Origin of the sequence: Specibacter cremeus (genome assembly GCF_003946885.1) — a bacterium.
Lineage (GTDB): Bacteria > Actinomycetota > Actinomycetes > Actinomycetales > Micrococcaceae > Specibacter > Specibacter cremeus.
In genome coordinates, this window is the sequence record NZ_RWKQ01000026.1 from 41,847 (window position 1) to 60,867 (window position 19,021).

Consider the following 19,021-nt stretch of genomic DNA (forward strand, 5'->3'; position numbering starts at 1 on the left):
CCCTACAGCAACGCGTCAGACCTTGGACAGAGCGCTCCCCTTGTGCATGGCGACGTGGTCCGTCTTGTCACTCTTGATCTCGTATTGTGGATCGTCCTCGGTGCAGTGCCGCGTGTGACCCTTGTAGTCGGTGTCCTCCGTGTGCACCTTGGTGATGGTGCCCGAGACGTGCCCGGCCTCGGAGTTCCATGTCACATGGTCCCCCACCTTGAATTTGGCGGCCATCGGGGCTCCTCCCTCACGGGGCGCCGGGCATGGGCCCCACATCATGGTAACGCTCCGCCTCCGGCAGGGCCGGCGCCCGCAACTCGTCCACGCGCACCATGACCACGCCGCCGACGATGAGCACGCCTCCCAGCAGCTGCACCAGGCGGGGCAGCTCGCCCAGCAGCAGCCACGCCCACACCACGGCGAACAGCACCTCGAACAGCGCCAGGAAGGAGCCCACCTTCGAGCCGAGCCCCCGCGTGGCCACAATGCCGGCCACATAGGCGAATACCGTCGTGACCAGCACCAATCCGAGGATGGGCACGAGCCAGTGGACATGCCGGCCGGCGAACACCGGACTGGCGGTGGAGAACTGCAGCGGCATGATGCCCGCCAGGCCCAGCACAAGGATCAGTGCGGCACCCGTGAACATGCCGCCGCCGGCCATGAGGATCGGCGGGACGTTGTCATTGCTGCGCGCCGACATGAGGAAGAAGACGGCCGAGCACACGGCCGCGGCCAGCCCCCACAGGATGCCGGTCACGCTGATCCGCTGGCTGCCGGCCAGGTCGAGCACCAGGACCAGCCCGGTCATGGCGAACACGGCGCCGAGGATGGTCAGTGCGCGCGGACGGTGCCGGGTGGTCAGCCAGGCCCAGCCCACCAGCAGCACGGGCGAGAGGTATTCGAGCAGCAGCGCCACGCCCACGGACAGGTGCGCGACGGCGTTGAAGTAGAACAGCTGGCACAACGCGATCGGCACCACCCCGTACATGGCGATGCGCCCCAGCGACCGCTTCACGGTGGGCCACTGGCGTACCAGCGTGATGATCACGGGGACCAGCAGGACGACGGCGGCGCCGCCAATGCGCGCCGCGACGGCCGCCCCCGGGGACCAGCCCGCCTCGAACAGCGACTTCGCGAACGGTCCCGACAGGGCGAACGTGGCGGAGGAGGCCAAGGCGAACAGGAGCGCCGGGGACGTGCGCGTGCCAACCGTCGGGACGGGGAGCGTTCGGGCGGAGATGTTCTGGGCGGAGATGTTCTGGGCGGTGGCCATGCGTGATCCAAGCTGTCATGAGTAAAAGGAGTTATACTAATGACAGTACGCCCGGGAAATGTCAGGAGTCAACATGGTCTTTGCCCATGACACGGAGGCGGCCCTGGCATCGACGGCCAACCTCATCAACACGGCCGTGCCCGGCGTGCCCGGACTGGACTCCGTGGCGGATCTCGACCGGTTCGTGAAGCAGGAGCAGTTCAGCGGATCGCGGGAGCATTCGGCAGCGGAGCTGCGGGCCGTGCAGGACATGCGCACGGAGCTGCGCACCATCTGGACGGCGGATGAGGACGCGGCCGTGCACATGGTGAACGGGCTGCTCGCCCGCGCGAACGCGCTGCCGCAGCTGGTGCGCCACGATGCCTTCGACTGGCACCTGCACGCCACGGCGCCCGACGCGCCGCTGGCCCTGCGCATGGGCGTGGAGGCGGCCATGGCGCTCGTCGACGTGTTGCGCAGCAAGGAGCTGGACCGGTTGAAGGTGTGCGCGGCGGAGGACTGCGACGCCGTGCTGATCGACCTGTCGAAGAATCATTCCCGCCGGTACTGCGATACCGGCAACTGCGGCAACCGGGCCAATGTGGCCGCGTACCGCCGTCGTAAATCAGCACAGGCACCGCAGCCGGCCACCGGCTGACGCACCACGGGGCACCTTGCGGCGCCCCGTGGTACGTCTGCCGGCGGTACGCCTACTTGCTGGTGCCCTGCGACACCGAACCCTGCAGCTGGCGCTGGAAGAGCAGGTAGGCGATGAACACGGGGATGACGGTGATGACGACGGCGGCGAACAGGGAGCCGAAGTCGACGGCATAGCCCTGCTGGCCGGCGAACGCCGCAATGCCCTGGGAGAGCACCCAGTGGTCGTGGTTGGTGTTGATGGCGACCGGGATCAGGTACTGGTTCCACAGGCCCAGGAAGTTGAAGATCGCCACGGAGGCCAGGCCGGGCCTGGCCATGGGCAGCATGACCTGGAAGAACGTGCGCCATTCGCCGGCGCCGTCGATCTGTGCGGCCTCCGCAATTTCGCCCGGCAGCGCCTTGAAGAAGGAGAACAGGAAGAAGACGGTGAACGGCAGCGCAAACGCGACGTACACGATGATCAGGCCCGGCAGCGTGTTCAGCAGCCCGATGTTCTTCAGGATGAAGAACAACGGCACGATGGCCAGGAAGATCGGGAACGTCAGGCCGGCGAGCATCAGGTAGTAGATGAGGCGGGAGCCGGGGAACACGTAGCGGGCCAGGACGTACGCGCACATGGCGCCGAGCACCATGACGATGACCAGGGCGCAGCCCACCACGATGATCGTGTTGATGAAATAGCTGCCGATGCCCGCCTGCGCCCACGCCGTGACGTAGTTCGTGAAGCTCCAGTTCGCGGGCAGGCTGAACGGCGAGGCGAAGATTTCACTCGACGTCTTGAACGAGGACAGCACCGTCCACAGCAGCGGCAGGATCACCAGCAGGGACCAGAACGCCAGGATGACGTGCGAGATGCCGGCGACCGTCTTGTCGCTCTTGGTGGTCTGCGCCGTGCGCTCCACGTGACCGGCCGGGACCTGGGCCTTCTTGGAGAGTTTCAGGGACATGGCTAGGACGCTTCCTTACTGCCGCCGGTGAGCCGGTTCACCAGGAACACGAGGCCGGCGAAGACCAGGGTGACGGCGGCCAAGACCACGCCCATGGCGCAGGCCAGGCCGAACTGGCCCTTCGTGAACGCCGTCGTGAACAGGCGCTGGGACATGACGAGCGTGGAGTTGCCGGGCCCGCCGCCGGAGTTCAGGACCGACATGTAAATGAACGCATCCAGCGCGGCGATGCCCATGTAAATGTACGCCGTCTGGATGTTGTCGCGGATCAGCGGGATCGTGATGCTCACGAGGGTGCGGAACCGGCCGGCGCCGTCAATGCGGGCCGCCTCGAACGTCTCCGCCGGAATGCCCTTGATGGCGGCGATGAACAGGATCATGTAGAAGCCCACGAAGCTCCACACGATGACGAACATGGACGCGATCAACGCCGTGCGCGGATCACCGAGCCACGGATAGGAGGCGAAACCCTTCAACCCGATGCCGGTCAGGATGCCGTTGAGCGGGCCCGAGCTGGGGTCGTAGACCATGAGCCAGATGATGCCGATGGCCACGGCCGGGATGACGTAGGGGAAGAAGGACACCACACGGTAGAAGCTGGAGCCTCGCAGGCCCTTGATCTGGCCGCGGCTGCTGCCGCCGATCGTGACCACGCTCGCCAGGATGAGGCTGAGCACGATCGTGACGAGCGGCAGGAAGATGCCCAGGATGACGCTGTTGCGCACCGCCTTGAGGAAAATGTCGTCCTGGAACAGCTTCACGTAGTTGTCCAAGCCGATGAACGTCATCTTGGGGCTGAACCCCGACCAGTTCGTCAACGAATACCAGACGGCCTGGGCGAACGGCGAGATGACGAACACAACGTAGATCAGCAACGGCACGCCCAGGAAGACGACCATGAAGCTGGCCTTGTCGAGCGTCAGTTTTTTCCGGCGCCGCCGGGCGGCGGCGGGAGCGCCGCCGCCCAGCTTCACTTCAATCGGTGTTTGGGTCACTACTTCACTTCAATCTTTGTAACCGACGAGTCGTTGCGGACCTTGTCGGTGATCTCTTGCAGGCCCTTGGTCAGGCCGGCTGCGTCCAGCTTGCCGTCGAGGAACGAGTTCCAGACGACGAGCTGGTCCTGGTTCATGCCGTACAGGTCGACGAAGTTCCAGGTGAAGATGTTCGTGCCCGCATCCTTGAGCATCTTCGTCTGGGACACCAGCGCCGTGGAGCCGAAGCCGTCCGCGGGAACGGTGTCCTTGACGACCGTCGGTGCCAGCTTCGTCTTGGCGAAATTGGTGGCCGCCTCCTTCGAGAGCATGGTCCGCAGCAGTTCCTTGCCGGCGGCCGGGTTCTTGCTGGTCGACGGGACGATGAACGGCTCGCCGGCCGCGGAGCGGACACCGGTCTGGGGGATCTTCGGGCTGGATGTGACCACCGGCGTCGGGGCGCCCGTCATCTTGAATCCTGCCTTCGTCTGGTCCTTCATCTCGTTTTCGATCCACGATCCGGACGGGTACAGCAGGGCGTCCTGGTTGTTGGACCACTGGGCCTGGGCCGCGGTGAACTGGGTGCCGGAGCCGCCCGGCTTGAAGTAGCCGGCCTTCACCATGGACTCCAGCGCCGCGAACACCTTCTGGATGGGGTCGAGTGACCAGCAGCCCGCCTTCAGGTTCTCCAGGGCCAGGCGCACCGGGTCGCCGCCTTCCTTGATGGCGGACTCGATGGCCATGGTCTGGTAATAGGTGGCCGCTTCCTTGCCCCAGACGAACAGGTACTTGCCCTTGGCCTTGGCCTTGGCGCCGAGGGCCATGGCCTCATCCCAGGTGGTGGGAACCTTCCAGCCGTTCTCCTCGAACAAGCTGGCGGAGTACCAGATGGCGTAGACGGTGAGCACGTAGTTCAGCGCGGCGACCTTGCCGTTGAACGTGCCCGGCGCCAGCACGCCGGCGTACAGCGTGTCGGCAATCTTGGTGCCCTCGAGGTTGTTGGCCTCGGTGACACTCGTCAGGTCCTCGAGCTGGTCCAGGATGGTGCTGAACCCGATGGACTTTGCGCCGGAGTTGTCGATGAGGTCCGGGGGATTGCCGGCGACGAAGCGCGGCTGCAGCTCCTGGGCGATGTCCGTGGACGGGTTGATCTTGACGTTGACGGTCGGGTGGTTCTTCTTCAGGATGGCACCGGCGAAATCAACATAGTCGATGCCGTAGCCGCCCTTGAAGATGACCGCGTCGAGTGTTGAGTTGTCGGCGACACCGAACGGGTTGTTCGCCGACGTGGTACCGGTGGTCTGGCTGCCGGAACCGGTGCCACCGCCGCCGGCACAGGAAGCCAGCGCGCCGCCCATGGGGACCAGGACTGCGGTGGCCAGCGCACCGCGGAGGAAACCGCGACGTTCGACAGGCTTGTTGAGGATGCTCATGCTGTTTTACTGCCTTCCGTTGATGATGCGATGTTGGTTTGTACTGCCTGGTCCTGTCCGGCTCAGGCGTCCCGCCTGAGCCGGCCGGCGTAGCGGTCGACCAGCGCGGTGTTGTGTTCGTCCCCGCCCGGGATGTTTGCCGAGATGTAGATGGGCGGTTCCTTCCCGGCGGTGACGAGCAAACGGACCGTCTCGATGGTCAGCAGCTGGGCGATGTACGCGGCCGTGATGGACGAGACGGCGCCGACTCCGCCGCCGTCGGTTACCTCCAGGGTCGTGTCCCCGAAAGGGGCCCTGTTATCGATAACAATATCGGCCACGTCACACAACCGCATCCCGCTGGGATGTTTCGCCTCCACGGCGTGGGTGTGTTCGAGGCTGGTCACGGCGATCACGGTGTGGCCGTGCGCCTTGGCCGTCAGCGCCAGACCCACGATCGAGCCGTTGACCCCCGAGTTGGACGCGATGATGAAGATGTCGCGCGGATCGACGGGGGCGCCGTCATACAACTCCTCGGCGATGCCGTCCTCGCGCTCCAGGACGGAACCGCGCGATGAGTCCAGGGCGCCAACCCCCCGGCGCCCGTGCAGGACGAGGTCGCGCAGCGCGATCTTGCTCGTGGGGACCAGCCCGCCCGCCCGCCCGGCGATCTCCATGGCGAATGCCTCCGAGTGTCCGGTCCCGAACGCCTGGACGACGCCGCCGGCGGCCACCGAGTCGGCCACGGCCGCGGCGGCCGCGTCCAGCCCGCCGGCCTGTGCCCATGCGGTCAGCGCCTCGAGGCGGGTGAATACCTCACGGCTGTAGTCGACGATCAGGTCAGACATCGGCATTGCTCCTCACGGTTTGGCGTCCGTTGCGGCCGGCCAGCCCGACGCGCGAACTCCGCACGGGCCGCCGATGCGGGGCCACGGCCGTGGCGGATGAGGCCAGTTTCTGGGTGGTTTGGGCGAAGTTGATCTGTGCCACGAGCAGGTAGAGGAGGTCGAGCACCAGCAGCTGGACGTGCTTGGCGGACAGGTCGTCGGGCTGCAGGAACTGTTCGTGGACGCTGGTGATGATGGCTTCATCCGCCGCCTCGGCCAGCGGCGAGGCCGGATTGTTGCTCAGCGCGACGGTCAGCGCGCCGGCCTCCCCGGCCTGGCGGAGCATCTGGATGGTCTCCTCGGTCAGGCCCGTGTTGGAGATGCCGATGGCCACGCAATTGCTGTCCTGGATGGCGGCGCTTGTCAGGCCCGCATGGACCTCGGACCAGTGATGGGCGTTGATGCCGATCCGATACAGCCGCGACTGCATCTCCTTGGCCATCACGGCGCTGCCGCCGATGCCGTAGATGTCAACGTGCGTGCTCATGGCCACGCGGCGGGCGATCTTGTTCATGAGTGCCATGTCCATGATCGCCGCCGTCTCCTGCAGGGAGCGTGTGTGCGCGTTGACCAGGGTGCTCAGCACGTCCGCCGGCGCATCATCGGGGCCGAACGCGCGGCCAATGTCGGCCTTCCACGATTCACGGGCATCGCTGCGGCCAACATCCGAGGCGATGCTGACACGGAACGGCACGTAGCCGGCGTAGCCGAGCATGCGGCAGAAGCGAGTGACGGTTGCCGGCGACGTTCCGGTCTGCTCGGCGAGCTCCATGATGGACAATTCCAGCGGCGCCTTCGGATGCTCGAGCAGGAAGGACCCGATCTTCGCCATGGCGGCGGGCATGTCGGGCAATTTGGCCTGGATCCGGTTCACTACCCCGGCCGCGGTGACCACTGCGGAGGGTGGGGTGAGTGGCGACATATGAAAATCCGTTTCTCGCTAGTGGTCGATGTATGAAAAGTATTATCATGGGCCAATGTTAGTCAAGTCACATTCGGGCACGGAATGGTAACGATGCCGCATCTCCTCGCCATCGACGCCGGCGGCACGTCCACGCGGGCCGTCATCCTCACACGGGCCGGGCAGTGCCTCGGCTATGGCCTCTCGGGTGGCGGAAACCCGATTTCCGGCGGATTCGAGGGTGCCATGAGGTCCCTGCTGGAGGCCGCCGAACAGGCCCGCGCCACGGTTGGGCGGGCGCCCGTGGCGCTGGCCGGGGCCACCATCGCCATGGCCGGCGCATCCGTGCAAATTTCTACCGAGGCCCTCCGGGAACGCTTCGCGGCCCTTGGTCTGGCGGGCCAAGTGATGATTGAACCTGATCTTTTGGCGGCGTTTTATTCCGGAACATTCCATGACGATGGTTACGCCCTGATCGCCGGCACCGGGGCTGTGGGCGCCCGGGTGGCGGCCGGGCGACTGGCCGCCGTCGCGGACGGGGCCGGGTGGCTGCTTGGCGACGACGGCGCCGGGTTCTGGCTGGGGCGCGAGGTGGTGCGCGCGGTGGCGGCGGCACTGGACGGCCGCGGCCCGGCAACCTCGCTGACGGGCGCAACGCTGGCGGAACTGGGCATCCGGCTGGACCGGGACGACCGCGTGGACGGGAGGCTGCGCGCGCAGCAGGACCTGATCTCCGCCGTCTACGCGCTGCGCCCCGTCGAGCTGTCACGCTTTGCCCGGCTGGCACTGGAGGCGGGCGGCGACGGGCCCGGATCGGACGTGGTGGCCCGCGACATCGTGGCGCGCGCGGCCGCGCTGCTGGCGCGGACGCTGGAGACGGTCATGGCCGGCGGACCGGCCGGCCCCGTGGTGTTCGGTGGCAGCATCCTGACGAAGGGGGCGGCGATGGCGGCGGCCGTGCGTGCCGGCCTCGGTGCCCCGCCGCGGGAGGTCATTGCCGTGCCGGACGGCATGGTGGGGGCGGCCGTCATGGCGCTCAAGGACGCCGGGGTGCGCGTGGACGCGGACGTGTTCGGGCGGATCGGCGCGTCACTGGCGGTGCTGCGCGGCGCGTAGACCCGGCGGCGCTACTTGGTGCCGCCGTCGTCCTTCTTCAACCGGTCGGAGGACTTGCGGTTCACCCCGGAGCCCTCGCTCAGGTAGTCGGGGTTCTCCTTGTAGGTCATGGTGAGCAGCGAGGCGACCAGCAGCGTGGCCACGAAGGCGATGCCGAACGCGATGCCGCCCAGGTCCCAGCGCAAGCCGTGCTTGGTGCCGCCGGATGACGCGAACAGGGTGACGATGCCGGCGCCGAGGGCCAGGACGAAGGAGAAGCCCAACGGCACCTTCAATGTGGCGCTGTTCGGGCTCTTCTGCTCTTGGGTGCCCACGATGTTCCTCCTGGTGACTGCGGCAATGCGGCGCCGCGGGTGATGCTGACGAGCGGGCGAAATTTCTACACGGGGTAGAACCGTCCGTCTCTAGTTTACGGCCTTGGCCGGTTTCCGGGCATCATGGCGCAGCGACAGGGCCGAGAGCAGCCACAACGCGCCGGTCATGAGCGCACCGCCGCCGGCCACGCCCAGCAACGCGTGCGCGCCGAGCGGGATGAAGAACGGCAGCAGGATGCCGGTGGCCAGCCCGATGGCGGCGGAGATCATCCAGTCGCTGCGCAGCGCGAACCGGCCGCGTGAACTGAGCGCGGCGAACAGCTCGCCGACGCCGAGCAGCACCAGCGCGGTGCCGCCGAGCCAGCCGGCCGCGGACTCGTTGGTGGAGAAGAAGATAACGACGGCGGCGACGGCCGCGAGCGCGGCCGGAACCAGCAGCGCAACGCCCCGCGATCCCGCTGCCGGCAGGGCCAGGCGGCGGACGAACCAGAATTGTGCGGCGGCCACGGCCGCGAGGTACAGGGCCAGCAGCAGCGACATGCCGACGACGTCCGGGGCACCCCAGAACACCGTGAGCAGGCCGAAGGCCAGGGTCAGCACCGAGCGCAGCGCGATCGGCTGCCACAGCCGGGAGGAGGCCGTCGTGGTGATGGATCCGCTGGGCGGAAGGGGCACAGCATGTTCAGTCACCCGTAAAGTCTAGTCGAGCAATGCCAGGCCATGGGCGACAGCCCGGAGGCTGCGGACATGACCGCTACGAGAACGGGCAGGCGACGCTGTGCCGAATGGTGGGGTAGGTGGTGGCCGTCAGCTGTGCACGAGAACTTCGATGTGCAACGGCGCACAGAACTGGATCAACCAGTCCAGATCGGGCCCGGCGGCAAAAACTCGGCCGAACCAGGGGTCGATCTCCAGCTCGCCGGGCCCAACCCGGTCGCCGAACAGCACGAACGCCTGGTCCGAGTTGCAGCGCCGGCTCATCCACACCGCACCATCAAACCCTGCCTCATGCGCGGCTTGGGCCCACTTCACTGTTCGTGCGTATTCCGTCGGGAGAGTGTCGGTGAGCTGGGACGCCTCGATCTTCAGGGTCTTCAACCCCAGCCCCATGAAGGAGGCAAGACGCAGGTTCCGCTTCAAGGCCAAGCGCACCCCAATTTTGTCGCGGTAGGCACGGGGGCGAAGGTTCCCGCCGTCTTGAGGTACATCGTGGAGGAGCGTTTCGCAGATGGCCGCCGCCAGGGTCTCGGCGGCGTATATGACTGGGACCGGGGGGATATTGAAGAACGCGAACCGTGTAGGCCCCCCTACCCCTGGGTTGAACTGTTTGGCATCGCGGGAGTTGCTCGCCACTCGATAAAGACCCGATCCGGCCGGAAGGATGAACTCCTTGGGCTGGAACGGACCCGTCGGGTCAGGGACTACCATTCGATGGATTCGCTCTGCTTCAGCTTGTCGACAATTTCCGCGTCGTCGGTCAAATGCAACGCGGGCGGGTCGTCACCGAAGTACCCCGAAGGCGTGCACAGCCAGTAGACCAGGTCCTCATCGTCAAGGACGATCTCACGGGCTGCGGCAATCAGCTCCCGAACCACTGGGAGCACCCGCCCGGCCCGCCTGTCGAACTGGAACCCGGGGTAGACGTACGCATTTCCGCGCTCGACGCCGATTATTTTCCCGCTCTTGCGCATGCTGGAAGCGAAGCTGCGATTAGTGCCGCGAGAGCCGAGGAGCTCTGCCACCTCCACGCTGCCCAGCAACCCCCACGCCTCATCGATGGCGGCCCATAGGTTCTCGGTGGCCTGGATGCCTGAGGCAAGGGCAGGACTGGTTGGTGTTTTGAGCGCGGCCATGGCTGGGCCCAGGGCATCAACACTGCGCCGCATGTTCACGAGCGATTCCAGAAGGGCTGCGGGAAGACGCAGGGCGCGGCCGGCGTGGCTGGTCCTCGCCAACGCATCGACTCGCATCTCAGCCTCGGGCAGTTCAATGGCCCAGTCAGGGAGGGGCGTGAGGTCTGCGTCGCCGCCTAAAACAACCACAACGACGTCACCACGATCGGCCGAGTCGGTTGCGTGCGGCAGTTCGGCCCCGGGGGTCTCCGTGGGCATTGTCGCCACCTCTTTTCGATACATTTCTTACATTCTAGTCTCATGTAGGAAACGTAGCAATGGATTTTGGTGACCAACGCATGGCCCCTTCAGCGTCCCGTCGCCGTCACTTGTTCGGCAGTGGCGCCAGGTCGGTTCAGGGCGGTGACCGAACACGTTGGGGGGTGTCGGTCAGGCCGCCCTCGGCGCGTATGTCCGGCCCCAGCGGTGGCCTTTTTCGCTGCGAACCCGGGCTCGCTCGCCGCGCTGGGCTTCCAGCACGTCAGGATGGCGGGCGTGGGCGTTGTGCCAGCGCGGGTACTGATGCAGACGGCGGATTTGCGTCGTGTGGCTAACGCCGATTCTGGGCACCCGTGCCTCCCGCGCCAGGACAGGACAGCCAGTGCACGACGCCCCGACGGCACACCTTGGAATCACCCATCCAGTGCGCTCGCTAGTGGGCGCCGATGCGGATCCAGGCGCTCGTGCGGGCGCGCAGGCCGAGCGTGAGCGCCCGCGCGGCGAGGTAGCCGAGGCTGAACGCCGTCCACAGCCAGGCCAGGCCGGCGGCGGTGTCGCCGAGGTCCGCGGCATGCACCCAGTACAACAGCGGGAAGTAGACCACCAGGTTGGCCAGCCCGGCCAGGGCCAGGTAGCGGGCGTCCCCGGCGCCGATGAGCACGCCGTCAAGGACGAATACGAACCCGGCGATGGGTTGGCCGAGTGCCAGCACCACGAGCGCCGCGGCGAGCGCGCCGTGCACGGCCGCGTCCGTGGTGAAGATCCAGCCGACCCAGCGGGCGGCAGCCAGCACCACGATGCCCGTGACGACGCCGAAGCCGATGCCCCACACGACCATGGTGCGAGTCAGCTCGCGCACGGCAGGGACGTTGCCGGCGCCCAGTTCCTTGCCGATCAACGCCTGTGCGGCGATCGCCAGGGCGTCGAGGGCGAACGCCAGGAAGCTGAAGACGGTCATGGCCAGTTGGTGCGCGGCGAGGTTGACCGGGCCCTGGGCGGTGGCGACGATGACCGTCACCAGGATGGCGGCGCGCAGCGACAGGGTGCGCAGCATGAGCCAGCTGCCGACCTTGGACACCGTGCGCACACCGGCCCAGTCCGGGCGCAGCGTGACCCGGTGGTCGCGGGCCGCCCGGACGACGATCACCAGGTACACGGCGGCCATGGCCCACTGCGCCAGCACGGTGCCGATCGCGGAGCCGGCCACGGACAGTCCCAGCCCGTAGACGAGCAGCCAGTTCAGGACGATGTTCACGCCGAACCCGGCGCCGGCCACGGCCAGGGGGGTGCGGGTGTCCTGCAGGCCGCGCAGCACGCCGGTGGCGGCCAGCACGACCAGCATGGCCGGGATGCCGGCCAGCGACGCGACCAGGTACTCGACGGCGAAGTCGTGCACGGCGCCCGTGGCGCCCATGCCGGCCAGCAGCGGTTTCGCGCCGGCCGCCCCGAGCCCGGCCAGCACCAGCCCGAGCACGGCGGCCAGCCAGATGCCGTCCCGGCCGACGGCGAGCGCATCGGCGCGGCGCCCGGCCCCGAGCAGGCGCGCCACGGCCGGGGTGGTGGAGTAGGCCAGGAACACCATGAGGCCCACGGCCGTCTGCAGCACGGTGGCCGCCAGGCCGACGCCGGCCAGCTGGTCGACGCCGAGGTGGCCGACGATGGCGGAGTCGGCAAGCAGGAACAACGGTTCGGCGATGAGCGCGCCAAACGCGGGGACGGCCAGGTGCAGGATGGCCCGGGCGGTGGATCGCCGGGGGCGGGTGCTCGTCTGGGGCGTGGAGGATGTCTGGGGCACCCGTCAAGCGTATCGGTCAGGAGGTTGGCGCGTTCTCGCCGGCCAGCTCCGCCATGATGCCGCGCAGTACCGCCAGCACGGACCGGACGTTGGCGCGCTCCAGGGTCTCGGGCCTGGCCAGCACGTCGATGTGCCGGCCCAGCCGTGGTTCGGCCAGCGGCCGCAGGCGCAGGCGTGGGAACATGGCCCGGTTGACGGTGTAGCGCGGCACCAGCGCCACGGCGTGCCCGGCCTCCACGACGGCCGCGGCCACGAAGAACTCGTTGATCCGGTGCGCGATCGTGGCCTCCTCCCCGGCCAGCGTGCCGATCAGCTCGATGGCGCCCTCGAGCGGGAACCCGGACCGCACCGACACCCAGCGCCGCCCGCGCAGGTCCGCCGGGCGCAGCGTCCGGCGGCGGGCCAGCGGGTCGGCGGCGCCCACGGCCACATCCAGTGGCTCGAAGGCCAGCGGCGTGGCCCGGACCGTGTCCGGCCAGGGCGGGCTGTTGGGCAGCCGGTGGGCGATCACCAGGTCGTGCCCGGACACCAGGGTCGGGAACGCGTCCTGCGGCACGTCGTGGTCGTGGAAGCTCAGGTGCGGGCCGTCGTCGGCGGCGAACGCCCGCTCCAGCGCGCCGAACAGCGCCAGCCCGGCACTGTGGAAGGCGGCGATCGACACGGTGGCGGCGGTGTCCGCGCGGAACGACTCGACGGCGGCGTCGGCGCGCGCCAGAGCCACCTCAACGTCGATGGCGGCCCGCGCCAAGGCGTGCCCGGCCGGGGTGAGCGCGGTGCGCCGGCCCTCGCGGAAGGTGAGCGGCATGCCGGCCTTGCGAGCCAGTGCGGCCAGCTGTTGGGAGACGGACGACGGCGTGACGTGCAGTGCCAGCGCGGCCGCGGCGATGCTGCCCCTCGCCTCGACCTCGCGGAGGGCACGCAATTGACCAAGTTCCATAAGGCCAAACTAATGTATGGGTCACTGAACCGATAGCTGGTGCTATTGGTTTGGGGGCGGCAGGGTGGGCCGTGTGAGGAATCTCGTGACGATGCACCGGCGCTCCGGCACCCGCGTCGATGCAGCCCTGGTGGCCGTGGCGATCGTGTGGGGCAGCAGTTATGTGGCGGCCAAGGGCCTGACGGAGGTGGCCTCCGCGCCGGCCGTGCTGGGGTGGCGGTTCGTGATCGCGTCGCTGGCGCTCGGGTCGGTGTGGCTGTGGCGGGTGCGCCGGCGGCCCGGACGCGGCGAGGTGTGGACGGGCGTTCTCTTGGGATTGACCCAGGCGGCCGTGCTGTTCCTGGAGACGTCCGGCGTGGCCCGCACATCGGCGTCGAACGCCGGGCTGATCATCAGCCTCACGATGGTGTTCACCCCGTTGCTTGAGACAATGGCGTCCCGCAGCCGGTTGCCGCGCGCGTATTTTGTGGCGGCGGTGGTGTGCGTGGCCGGGGTGGCGTTGCTCGTGTCGGGGGACGGTTTCCGGGGGCCGACGGCTGGGGATGCGCTCATGTTGGCGGCCGCGGCCGCGCGCGCCGGACACGTCACGGCGTTGGGTGCGCTGACGCGCGGCCGGTCCTGCGACACGGTCACCATCACGTTGGTGCAGTCCGTGGTGTGCGCGGTGCTGGCCGTGGCCGTGGATCCGGGTGCGATGGTCGTTTCCGCGGCACGGTTCGGCTCCACGGAATGGGCGGCGGCGGCCTATCTGGGGCTGGCATGCAGCGTGTTCGCGTTCCTGGTCCAGCTGTGGGCCGTACGGCGCACGTCGGCGGCCCGGGCGAGCCTGCTCATGGGCACCGAGCCGGTGTGGGCCGTGGCCGCCGGCGTGCTGCTGGCCGGCGACGCGCTGCCGCCGGCCGCCGTCGCCGGGGCGGCACTGATCGTCGGCGGCAGCTACGCCGGCCAGCGCATCGAGGCGCGGTTCCGGGCACGCCGCGCCCGTCAGTACGCCCCGCCGCCGCCCTCGGCGGCCATGTTGGAGAACCGCGAGTAGTGGCCCTGGAAGCCGACCACGAGCGTCTTCGTGGGGCCGTTGCGGTGCTTGGCCACGATGACGTCGGCCTCGCCGGCGCGCGCGGACTCCTTGTCGTAGATGTCCTCGCGGTGCAGCAGGATGACCATGTCCGCATCTTGCTCGATCGATCCGCTTTCGCGGAGGTCGGAAACCATGGGCTTCTTGTCCGTGCGCTGCTCGGAACCGCGGTTCAGCTGCGACAGCGCCACGACGGGCACCTGGAGTTCCTTCGCCAGCAACTTCAGGGCACGGGAGAACTCGGAAACCTCCTGCTGGCGGGACTCGACGCGCTTGCCGGAGGACATCAGCTGCAGGTAGTCCAGCACCACGAGCTTCAGGTCGTGCTGTTGCTTCAGTCGGCGGCACTTGGCCCGGATCTCCATGAGAGACATGTTCGGGGAGTCGTCGATGAACAGGGGCGCGTCGTTCATCTTGCCCATGGTCGTGGCGATCTTCGACCACTGGTCGTCCTTGACGGTGCCCTTGCGCAAGTCCTGCAGGCTGATGGTCGCCTCGGCGGAGAGCAGACGCATGGCCAGCTCGTTGCGGCCCATTTCCAAGGAGAAGACGACGGTGGCCATGTTGTGGTGGATCGCGGCGGAACGCGCCCAGTCAAGCGCGAACGTCGAGTTGTGCGTGGGGATGAACGAGCGCCCTGCCAAGTACAGGTGGCTTTCGTGTGCAATCTGTATGCACTTGACCGGCACCGAATTCACCGGACGCACGGACGTGATGAAACGCTGCGTGCGCTTGGGCGTCGGCCGCGCGTCGCGTTCCTTGTGCAGCACCTGCTTGCGATGCAGCCCGAAAACGACATCGTCGGTGGCGAAGGTGATCGTGTAAGCAGTCGACGACTCCTCGGTGCGGCCATGCACACGCTTTTCCGACCACCCGGCGCGGTAGCCGAGGCTGAGGACCAGCTCCCGGACATCCGAAGCCAGGCGGCGGCTCGTCACGGCAAACTGGACGCACCCGCTCGACGTCACGGTGCCGTCGGTGTCGAGCAGGCCGGCCAACAAGGCGCGACGCTGCGCCTGACTGGCCCGCAGGTACACATCGGGAATGTGTTTGTCACCCAGCAGGGAATTGGATCGGAGCAGCGCCTGGAACGAACCGTGATCCAGCCGGCACGGCTCACACCGGAGACCGCCGGAGCAAGGGATGCCGCAATCGATACACGTCGGTTGCGGCACAGGATTCGTGGTCCAGCGTGCCCTGCGGCCACAGTCCTGTGAGCACGTGCGCACCTGGCGCATCTTGTTGGTGAACGGCGCACCGCACACGACACACACATTCTCGAAGACGAACGACTCCGGTGGCAGCTGCACCCCATACGTCAAGCCGGCCACCGGCTTCAGGACGTACCCCTCGCCGGAAATCCGCATCAGGACCTCTTCGTCCATATTCGTGATGCGTGCCGCGGCCGTGTGACCGTCACCGAGCCACGCGCCCAGCGTGTACGGGCCGATCAGCAGCTCCGCCTCCGGCAGGTCCAGGGCTGCGGCGTTCCGGATGGAGTGATTCAGCCGGCGATCCGCCGTCTCGCACCGCAGCGACGCGGCGATTTCGGCCGTGGTCCGAACCTGCGCCGCAATTCGCGGGTTGACGCCGGCCTGGGTGGATTTGCGCGAGGCCCGGGTGTCGGTGAGCCACTGGTGCTCGGCGTCGGCGACCAGGACGCTGCCGTCGTCGAACGTCACCTCGAAGCACGGCCGGTCCAGCATCACCTCGGTCGCGGCCACAACCACGGTCGGCGTGCCGTCGGCGGCGAGCACGGCGTCGCCGACCCCGACTTCGCCCATGGTCGTCCAGCCGGTCGGCGTGGGCAGCGGCGTGTCAAGGGCGAGCGCCTTGCCCACGGCCGGCCTGGCCGCGATGACGATCATCTGGCCGGGGTGCAGGCCGTTGGTCAGCTCGTCGAATTCGTAGAAGCCGGTGGGCACGCCGGTCATGCCGTCGCCGCGGTGCCCGGACGCCTCGATCTCGTCGACCGTGGCCTCCATGATGTCCTTCAACGCCACGTAGTCCTCGGCCGTGCGGCGCTCCGCCACGGCGAAGACCTCCGCCTGGGCGGCGTTGACGATGTCCTCGACCTCGCCGTCGTTCGCGTAACCGAGCTGGACGATCTTCGTCCCGGCCGTCACCAATCGGCGCAGCACGGCCCGCTCGGCCACGATCTCCGCATAGAAGCCTGCATTCGCGGCCGTGGGGACTGACTGGATCAGCTGGTGCAGGTAGGCGGGGCCGCCGACCTTCGTGATCTCCTGGCGCTTCGTCAGCTCGTCGGCCACCGTGACGGCATCGGCCGGCTCGCCGCGGCCGTACAGGTCGATGATCGCCTCGTAGATCGACTCGTGCGCGGGACGGTAGAAGTCGTTGCCGCGCAGCACCTCGATGACGTCCGCGATCGCATCCTTGGACAGCATCATGCCGCCCAGCACGCTCTGCTCGGCTACGAGGTCCTGTGGGGGCGTCCGGGCAAAGTCCGGTTCCCGAAATGACTGGGCTGAATCAGTGACCGGCGCTGACATGGTTCCAACTTTCCAAGGTGTTCCTGTGGACCCCGGTCTACCAGAGGGCTACGACAAGACGCGCCGCATCGGCAGGGGGATCCCCAGCCACGTTAGACGGTCCGTGGGCGCCAGCCAATCCCGTTGTCCACCACCCCTGTGGACAACTTGTGGATTTCCTCGCCCTGCGTGTGCACAGCTTGGGGAGAACCCTGTGGACAACTGTGGACTTCTCTCAACAACCCGCCTCTGACCTGCGGAAACGCCCCTCACACCCTGTGGGTGCAAAGTATTTTTCTGTGAACACTCATCCACAGGTTGCATGTTGACAAGACCGGATCCGGGTGGGTGACGCACGCGATATCCACAGCGTGTATGCCCCAACCGTGAAGTATCGCCGCGGCGCCCGGCGACCTGCGCACATGCCCACCGGGGAATGTGTCAAGGAGCACGGACGCGGCAGGGAATGCCGCCTATTTGAAGAGCGCCGACGTCACGCCCATGATGATCCGGTCACCGGAGGTGGACTTGCGCAGGTAGTCCACGACGGCCCAATCGTCCAGCGAGATGCACCCGGCGGTCGGGACCTTATTCTCGTGCAGGAAGACCGCGAACCCGGCATCCTGGACAATGTTGGGGCGGTTGTAGTTGATGACCGCGCCCTGCCGGTAGTCGTGCTGGGCGCGGGTGGCGAAGTACCACATGTCACATCCCAACCGACCCAGGAGTTGGACTCGTGGTACCTGTTGTACGGCGGCGTCCACGGGTTGCCGCCCCAGCGTGACCACGGGTTGAGCATCCGGTACGGCAGCTTCGCGCCGGGGTTGCCGAGACCGAACGCCTCCGTCACCGTACAGGAACCCGTGGGCGAGTACAGGTACCTGGTCGGCCCCGAGGGAACCCCCGGCGCCTCGAACCCGACGCGCCGAGGTACCCGTCCGTGCGCCAGCCCTGGACGTAGAGTCCGGCGAGCTTCTTGCAATACACCACCATGGCGTGGGACTGCCCATACCCGTACGTGGCCCACGTCGCGACCCAGGCGCCGCCGATGCCTCGGGCGGTCAGCGCGACGCCGGCGCCTTGGGCAGCGCCGCCGGGGCGGACGGGTCGGCGCCTGGACGGGCGACGCCGTCGTCGTCCGGTTCCGTTGCGTCCTCGGCAAGCGTCGGTGCCGCGGAGACGAGTCCGCCGAGCAGGAACAGGGCCAAGGGCCCCGGCGGTGACGGCCATCGCGATGATGTGGGTCTTGGCGGTGGCCGTGTCATTGACGATGGTGGCCTGGAACGACCAGGACCCGGCCACATACTTCGTGCAGGAAACGTCGTGCAGGGCCGTTGCGGCGTTTGCCGATTCGCCCGGAAGCGGCGTCGCCGGGACCTGTACAGCCGCGCTTGACGTGGCTGGTGCCACCGCCGTGCGGGCAGGCACATTCGACGTGCCGGGTGCACTGGCAGGACCCCCGGGCCTCTGGCAGGATGCAAGCCATGAGCGAGAACCAGACCCGACCCACCGGCGCCGATGTCACCGCCTTCCTCGACGCGGTTTCGTCCGAGCGCCGACGCGGCGACGCGCGTGCCGTGGTCGCGCTGATGCGCCGTGAAACCGGCCAGGAGCCCGCCATGTGGGGGCCGTCGATCATTGGCTTCGGCTCCTACCACTACCGTTACGCGTCCGGGCGCGAAGGTGACGCGCCCGCCGTCGGCCTTTCACCGCACAAGGCCAACTTGGCGCTCTACGGGCTCACCAGCGCCCCCTCGGCGGCGGCCGCGCTGGAACGGCTGGGACCCCACAAGACGGGTGTCGGCTGCCTGTACGTCACCCGGCTGGACACGGTGGACCTGGACGTCCTGGCCGCACTGGTCCGGGCCGGATACGAGCACCTGATGGCCGGCCACGCCGCGGGGCCGGCACGGGGCGCTTAAACACCGATCGGCCGGATCCCCTCGGGGATCCGGCCGATCGGTGTTTACAGCTGGTGGGCCCACAGCTCCGAGGGAGGAGCTGGGTGGGCCCACGCGCCCGAGGGCCCCGACGCGAGCTTGCGAGCGTTGGGAGGGCGTGGGGACTAGCCGCAATGCCGTGTAGTTAGGCTGGGCGGGCTGGTGTCAAGACGTCGGGGTTTCGGCGTGTCGGTGGGGGCAAGAAGGCGGAGCC

The 19,021-nt window shown here is 67.9% G+C and carries 20 protein-coding genes; 4 read left to right on the forward strand and 16 right to left on the reverse strand.

Features of this window, described 5'->3' with window-relative positions; translation table 11 throughout:
• Positions 1-15: 15 nt before the first annotated feature.
• Both EJC77_RS11515 and EJC77_RS11520 read right to left on the reverse strand, forming a co-directional pair.
• Positions 16-225, reverse strand: coding sequence for a hypervirulence associated TUDOR domain-containing protein (locus EJC77_RS11515; RefSeq protein WP_125612739.1), 210 nt, complete (start codon positions 223-225; stop codon positions 16-18).
• 13 nt (positions 226-238) lie between these two features.
• Entirely contained in the window at positions 239-1,267 is a 1,029-nt protein-coding gene (locus tag EJC77_RS11520; protein WP_125612741.1) for an EamA family transporter, read from the reverse strand.
• Between the two features lie 73 nt (positions 1,268-1,340).
• Here EJC77_RS11520 and EJC77_RS11525 point away from each other — a divergent pair, with 73 nt between their 5' ends.
• Positions 1,341-1,904 carry a CGNR zinc finger domain-containing protein gene (locus tag EJC77_RS11525; RefSeq protein ID WP_125612743.1) on the forward strand — a complete coding sequence of 188 codons (564 nt, stop codon included), beginning with the start codon at positions 1,341-1,343 and terminating at the stop codon, positions 1,902-1,904.
• Between the two features lie 52 nt (positions 1,905-1,956).
• On the opposite strand, the gene EJC77_RS11530 is transcribed toward EJC77_RS11525, so the two are convergent.
• From EJC77_RS11530 to EJC77_RS11550, 5 genes are all read right to left on the reverse strand, one after another.
• Positions 1,957-2,853 carry a carbohydrate ABC transporter permease gene (locus EJC77_RS11530; RefSeq protein ID WP_125612745.1) on the reverse strand — a complete coding sequence of 299 codons (897 nt, stop codon included), beginning with the start codon at positions 2,851-2,853 and terminating at the stop codon, positions 1,957-1,959.
• Between the two features lie 2 nt (positions 2,854-2,855).
• The gene (locus EJC77_RS11535; RefSeq protein ID WP_125612778.1) at positions 2,856-3,752 is read right to left on the reverse strand and encodes a carbohydrate ABC transporter permease; all 897 of its coding nucleotides are present in this window, start codon (positions 3,750-3,752) and stop codon (positions 2,856-2,858) included.
• 95 nt (positions 3,753-3,847) lie between these two features.
• Entirely contained in the window at positions 3,848-5,260 is a 1,413-nt protein-coding gene (gene ngcE / locus EJC77_RS11540; RefSeq protein WP_125612746.1) for an N-acetylglucosamine/diacetylchitobiose ABC transporter substrate-binding protein, read from the reverse strand.
• A 62-nt stretch (positions 5,261-5,322) separates the two neighbouring features.
• On the reverse strand, positions 5,323-6,087 hold the full coding sequence (locus tag EJC77_RS11545; RefSeq protein ID WP_240630157.1) for a sugar isomerase domain-containing protein: 765 nt from the start codon (positions 6,085-6,087) through the stop codon (positions 5,323-5,325).
• Positions 6,080-6,970, reverse strand: a complete 891-nt coding sequence (locus EJC77_RS11550) for a MurR/RpiR family transcriptional regulator (RefSeq protein ID WP_240630160.1) — start codon at positions 6,968-6,970, stop codon at positions 6,080-6,082. Before EJC77_RS11550 ends, EJC77_RS11545 begins: the two co-directional genes overlap by 8 nt.
• A 171-nt stretch (positions 6,971-7,141) precedes the next feature.
• On the opposite strand from EJC77_RS11550, the gene EJC77_RS11555 reads away from it, so the two are divergent.
• A complete protein-coding gene (locus EJC77_RS11555) occupies positions 7,142-8,143 on the forward strand; it encodes an N-acetylglucosamine kinase (protein WP_164520389.1) in 1,002 nt (333 codons plus the stop codon).
• A gap of 11 nt (positions 8,144-8,154) precedes the next feature.
• Here the strand turns inward: EJC77_RS11555 and EJC77_RS11560 are convergent, their stop codons facing one another.
• The 6 genes from EJC77_RS11560 to EJC77_RS11590 all read right to left on the reverse strand — a co-directional run bounded on the left by EJC77_RS11560 (position 8,155) and on the right by EJC77_RS11590 (position 13,300).
• Positions 8,155-8,457 carry a hypothetical protein gene (locus EJC77_RS11560; RefSeq protein ID WP_240630163.1) on the reverse strand — a complete coding sequence of 101 codons (303 nt, stop codon included), beginning with the start codon at positions 8,455-8,457 and terminating at the stop codon, positions 8,155-8,157.
• Between the two features lie 90 nt (positions 8,458-8,547).
• A complete protein-coding gene (locus EJC77_RS11565) occupies positions 8,548-9,147 on the reverse strand; it encodes a hypothetical protein (RefSeq protein ID WP_125612756.1) in 600 nt (199 codons plus the stop codon).
• Positions 9,148-9,264: 117 nt separating this feature from the next.
• On the reverse strand, positions 9,265-9,885 hold the full coding sequence (locus EJC77_RS11570; protein ID WP_125612758.1) for an RES family NAD+ phosphorylase: 621 nt from the start codon (positions 9,883-9,885) through the stop codon (positions 9,265-9,267).
• Positions 9,879-10,592, reverse strand: a complete 714-nt coding sequence (locus EJC77_RS11575; RefSeq protein ID WP_125612760.1) for a hypothetical protein — start codon at positions 10,590-10,592, stop codon at positions 9,879-9,881. The genes EJC77_RS11570 and EJC77_RS11575 overlap by 7 nt, the downstream gene beginning before the upstream one ends.
• Positions 10,593-11,001: 409 nt before the next feature.
• Positions 11,002-12,363: an MATE family efflux transporter gene (locus tag EJC77_RS11585; RefSeq protein ID WP_125612762.1), complete on the reverse strand. Its 1,362-nt coding sequence runs from the start codon at positions 12,361-12,363 to the stop codon at positions 11,002-11,004.
• Between the two features lie 16 nt (positions 12,364-12,379).
• Positions 12,380-13,300 carry a LysR family transcriptional regulator gene (locus EJC77_RS11590; RefSeq protein ID WP_125612764.1) on the reverse strand — a complete coding sequence of 307 codons (921 nt, stop codon included), beginning with the start codon at positions 13,298-13,300 and terminating at the stop codon, positions 12,380-12,382.
• A 73-nt stretch (positions 13,301-13,373) separates the two neighbouring features.
• On the opposite strand from EJC77_RS11590, the gene EJC77_RS11595 reads away from it, so the two are divergent.
• Positions 13,374-14,336 (forward strand): DMT family transporter, encoded by a 963-nt coding sequence (locus EJC77_RS11595; protein ID WP_240630166.1) that lies wholly within the window; start codon positions 13,374-13,376, stop codon positions 14,334-14,336.
• Here the strand turns inward: EJC77_RS11595 and dnaB are convergent.
• From dnaB to EJC77_RS20395, 3 genes are all read right to left on the reverse strand, one after another.
• Positions 14,285-16,888 carry a replicative DNA helicase gene (gene dnaB, locus EJC77_RS11600; protein ID WP_125612766.1) on the reverse strand — a complete coding sequence of 868 codons (2,604 nt, stop codon included), beginning with the start codon at positions 16,886-16,888 and terminating at the stop codon, positions 14,285-14,287. The two genes, EJC77_RS11595 and dnaB, sit on opposite strands and share 52 nt — an antisense overlap.
• A gap of 452 nt (positions 16,889-17,340) precedes the next feature.
• A complete protein-coding gene (locus tag EJC77_RS11605) occupies positions 17,341-17,571 on the reverse strand; it encodes a hypothetical protein (RefSeq protein WP_125612768.1) in 231 nt (76 codons plus the stop codon).
• Between the two features lie 357 nt (positions 17,572-17,928).
• Positions 17,929-18,075: a hypothetical protein gene (locus EJC77_RS20395; protein WP_164520391.1), complete on the reverse strand. Its 147-nt coding sequence runs from the start codon at positions 18,073-18,075 to the stop codon at positions 17,929-17,931.
• A gap of 276 nt (positions 18,076-18,351) precedes the next feature.
• On the opposite strand from EJC77_RS20395, the gene EJC77_RS11610 reads away from it, so the two are divergent.
• The gene (locus EJC77_RS11610; RefSeq protein WP_125612770.1) at positions 18,352-18,789 is read left to right on the forward strand and encodes a DUF1801 domain-containing protein; all 438 of its coding nucleotides are present in this window, start codon (positions 18,352-18,354) and stop codon (positions 18,787-18,789) included.
• The last annotated feature ends 232 nt before the right edge of the window (positions 18,790-19,021 follow it).

Coding starts and splice junctions, on each gene's coding strand:
- EJC77_RS11515 (WP_125612739.1), bottom strand. CDS start 225: ATGGCCGCCAAATTCAAGGTGGGGGACCATGTGACATGGAACTCCGAG.
- EJC77_RS11520 (WP_125612741.1), bottom strand. CDS start 1,267: ATGGCCACCGCCCAGAACATCTCCGCCCAGAACATCTCCGCCCGAACG.
- EJC77_RS11525 (WP_125612743.1), top strand. CDS start 1,341: ATGGTCTTTGCCCATGACACGGAGGCGGCCCTGGCATCGACGGCCAAC.
- EJC77_RS11530 (WP_125612745.1), bottom strand. CDS start 2,853: ATGTCCCTGAAACTCTCCAAGAAGGCCCAGGTCCCGGCCGGTCACGTG.
- EJC77_RS11535 (WP_125612778.1), bottom strand. CDS start 3,752: ATGGTCGTCTTCCTGGGCGTGCCGTTGCTGATCTACGTTGTGTTCGTC.
- ngcE (WP_125612746.1), bottom strand. CDS start 5,260: ATGAGCATCCTCAACAAGCCTGTCGAACGTCGCGGTTTCCTCCGCGGT.
- EJC77_RS11545 (WP_240630157.1), bottom strand. CDS start 6,087: ATGTCTGACCTGATCGTCGACTACAGCCGTGAGGTATTCACCCGCCTC.
- EJC77_RS11550 (WP_240630160.1), bottom strand. CDS start 6,970: ATGCCCGCCGCCATGGCGAAGATCGGGTCCTTCCTGCTCGAGCATCCG.
- EJC77_RS11555 (WP_164520389.1), top strand. CDS start 7,142: ATGCCGCATCTCCTCGCCATCGACGCCGGCGGCACGTCCACGCGGGCC.
- EJC77_RS11570 (WP_125612758.1), bottom strand. CDS start 9,885: ATGGTAGTCCCTGACCCGACGGGTCCGTTCCAGCCCAAGGAGTTCATC.
- EJC77_RS11575 (WP_125612760.1), bottom strand. CDS start 10,592: ATGTATCGAAAAGAGGTGGCGACAATGCCCACGGAGACCCCCGGGGCC.
- EJC77_RS11590 (WP_125612764.1), bottom strand. CDS start 13,300: ATGGAACTTGGTCAATTGCGTGCCCTCCGCGAGGTCGAGGCGAGGGGC.
- dnaB (WP_125612766.1), bottom strand. CDS start 16,888: ATGTCAGCGCCGGTCACTGATTCAGCCCAGTCATTTCGGGAACCGGAC.
- EJC77_RS11605 (WP_125612768.1), bottom strand. CDS start 17,571: ATGTGGTACTTCGCCACCCGCGCCCAGCACGACTACCGGCAGGGCGCG.
- EJC77_RS11610 (WP_125612770.1), top strand. CDS start 18,352: ATGAGCGAGAACCAGACCCGACCCACCGGCGCCGATGTCACCGCCTTC.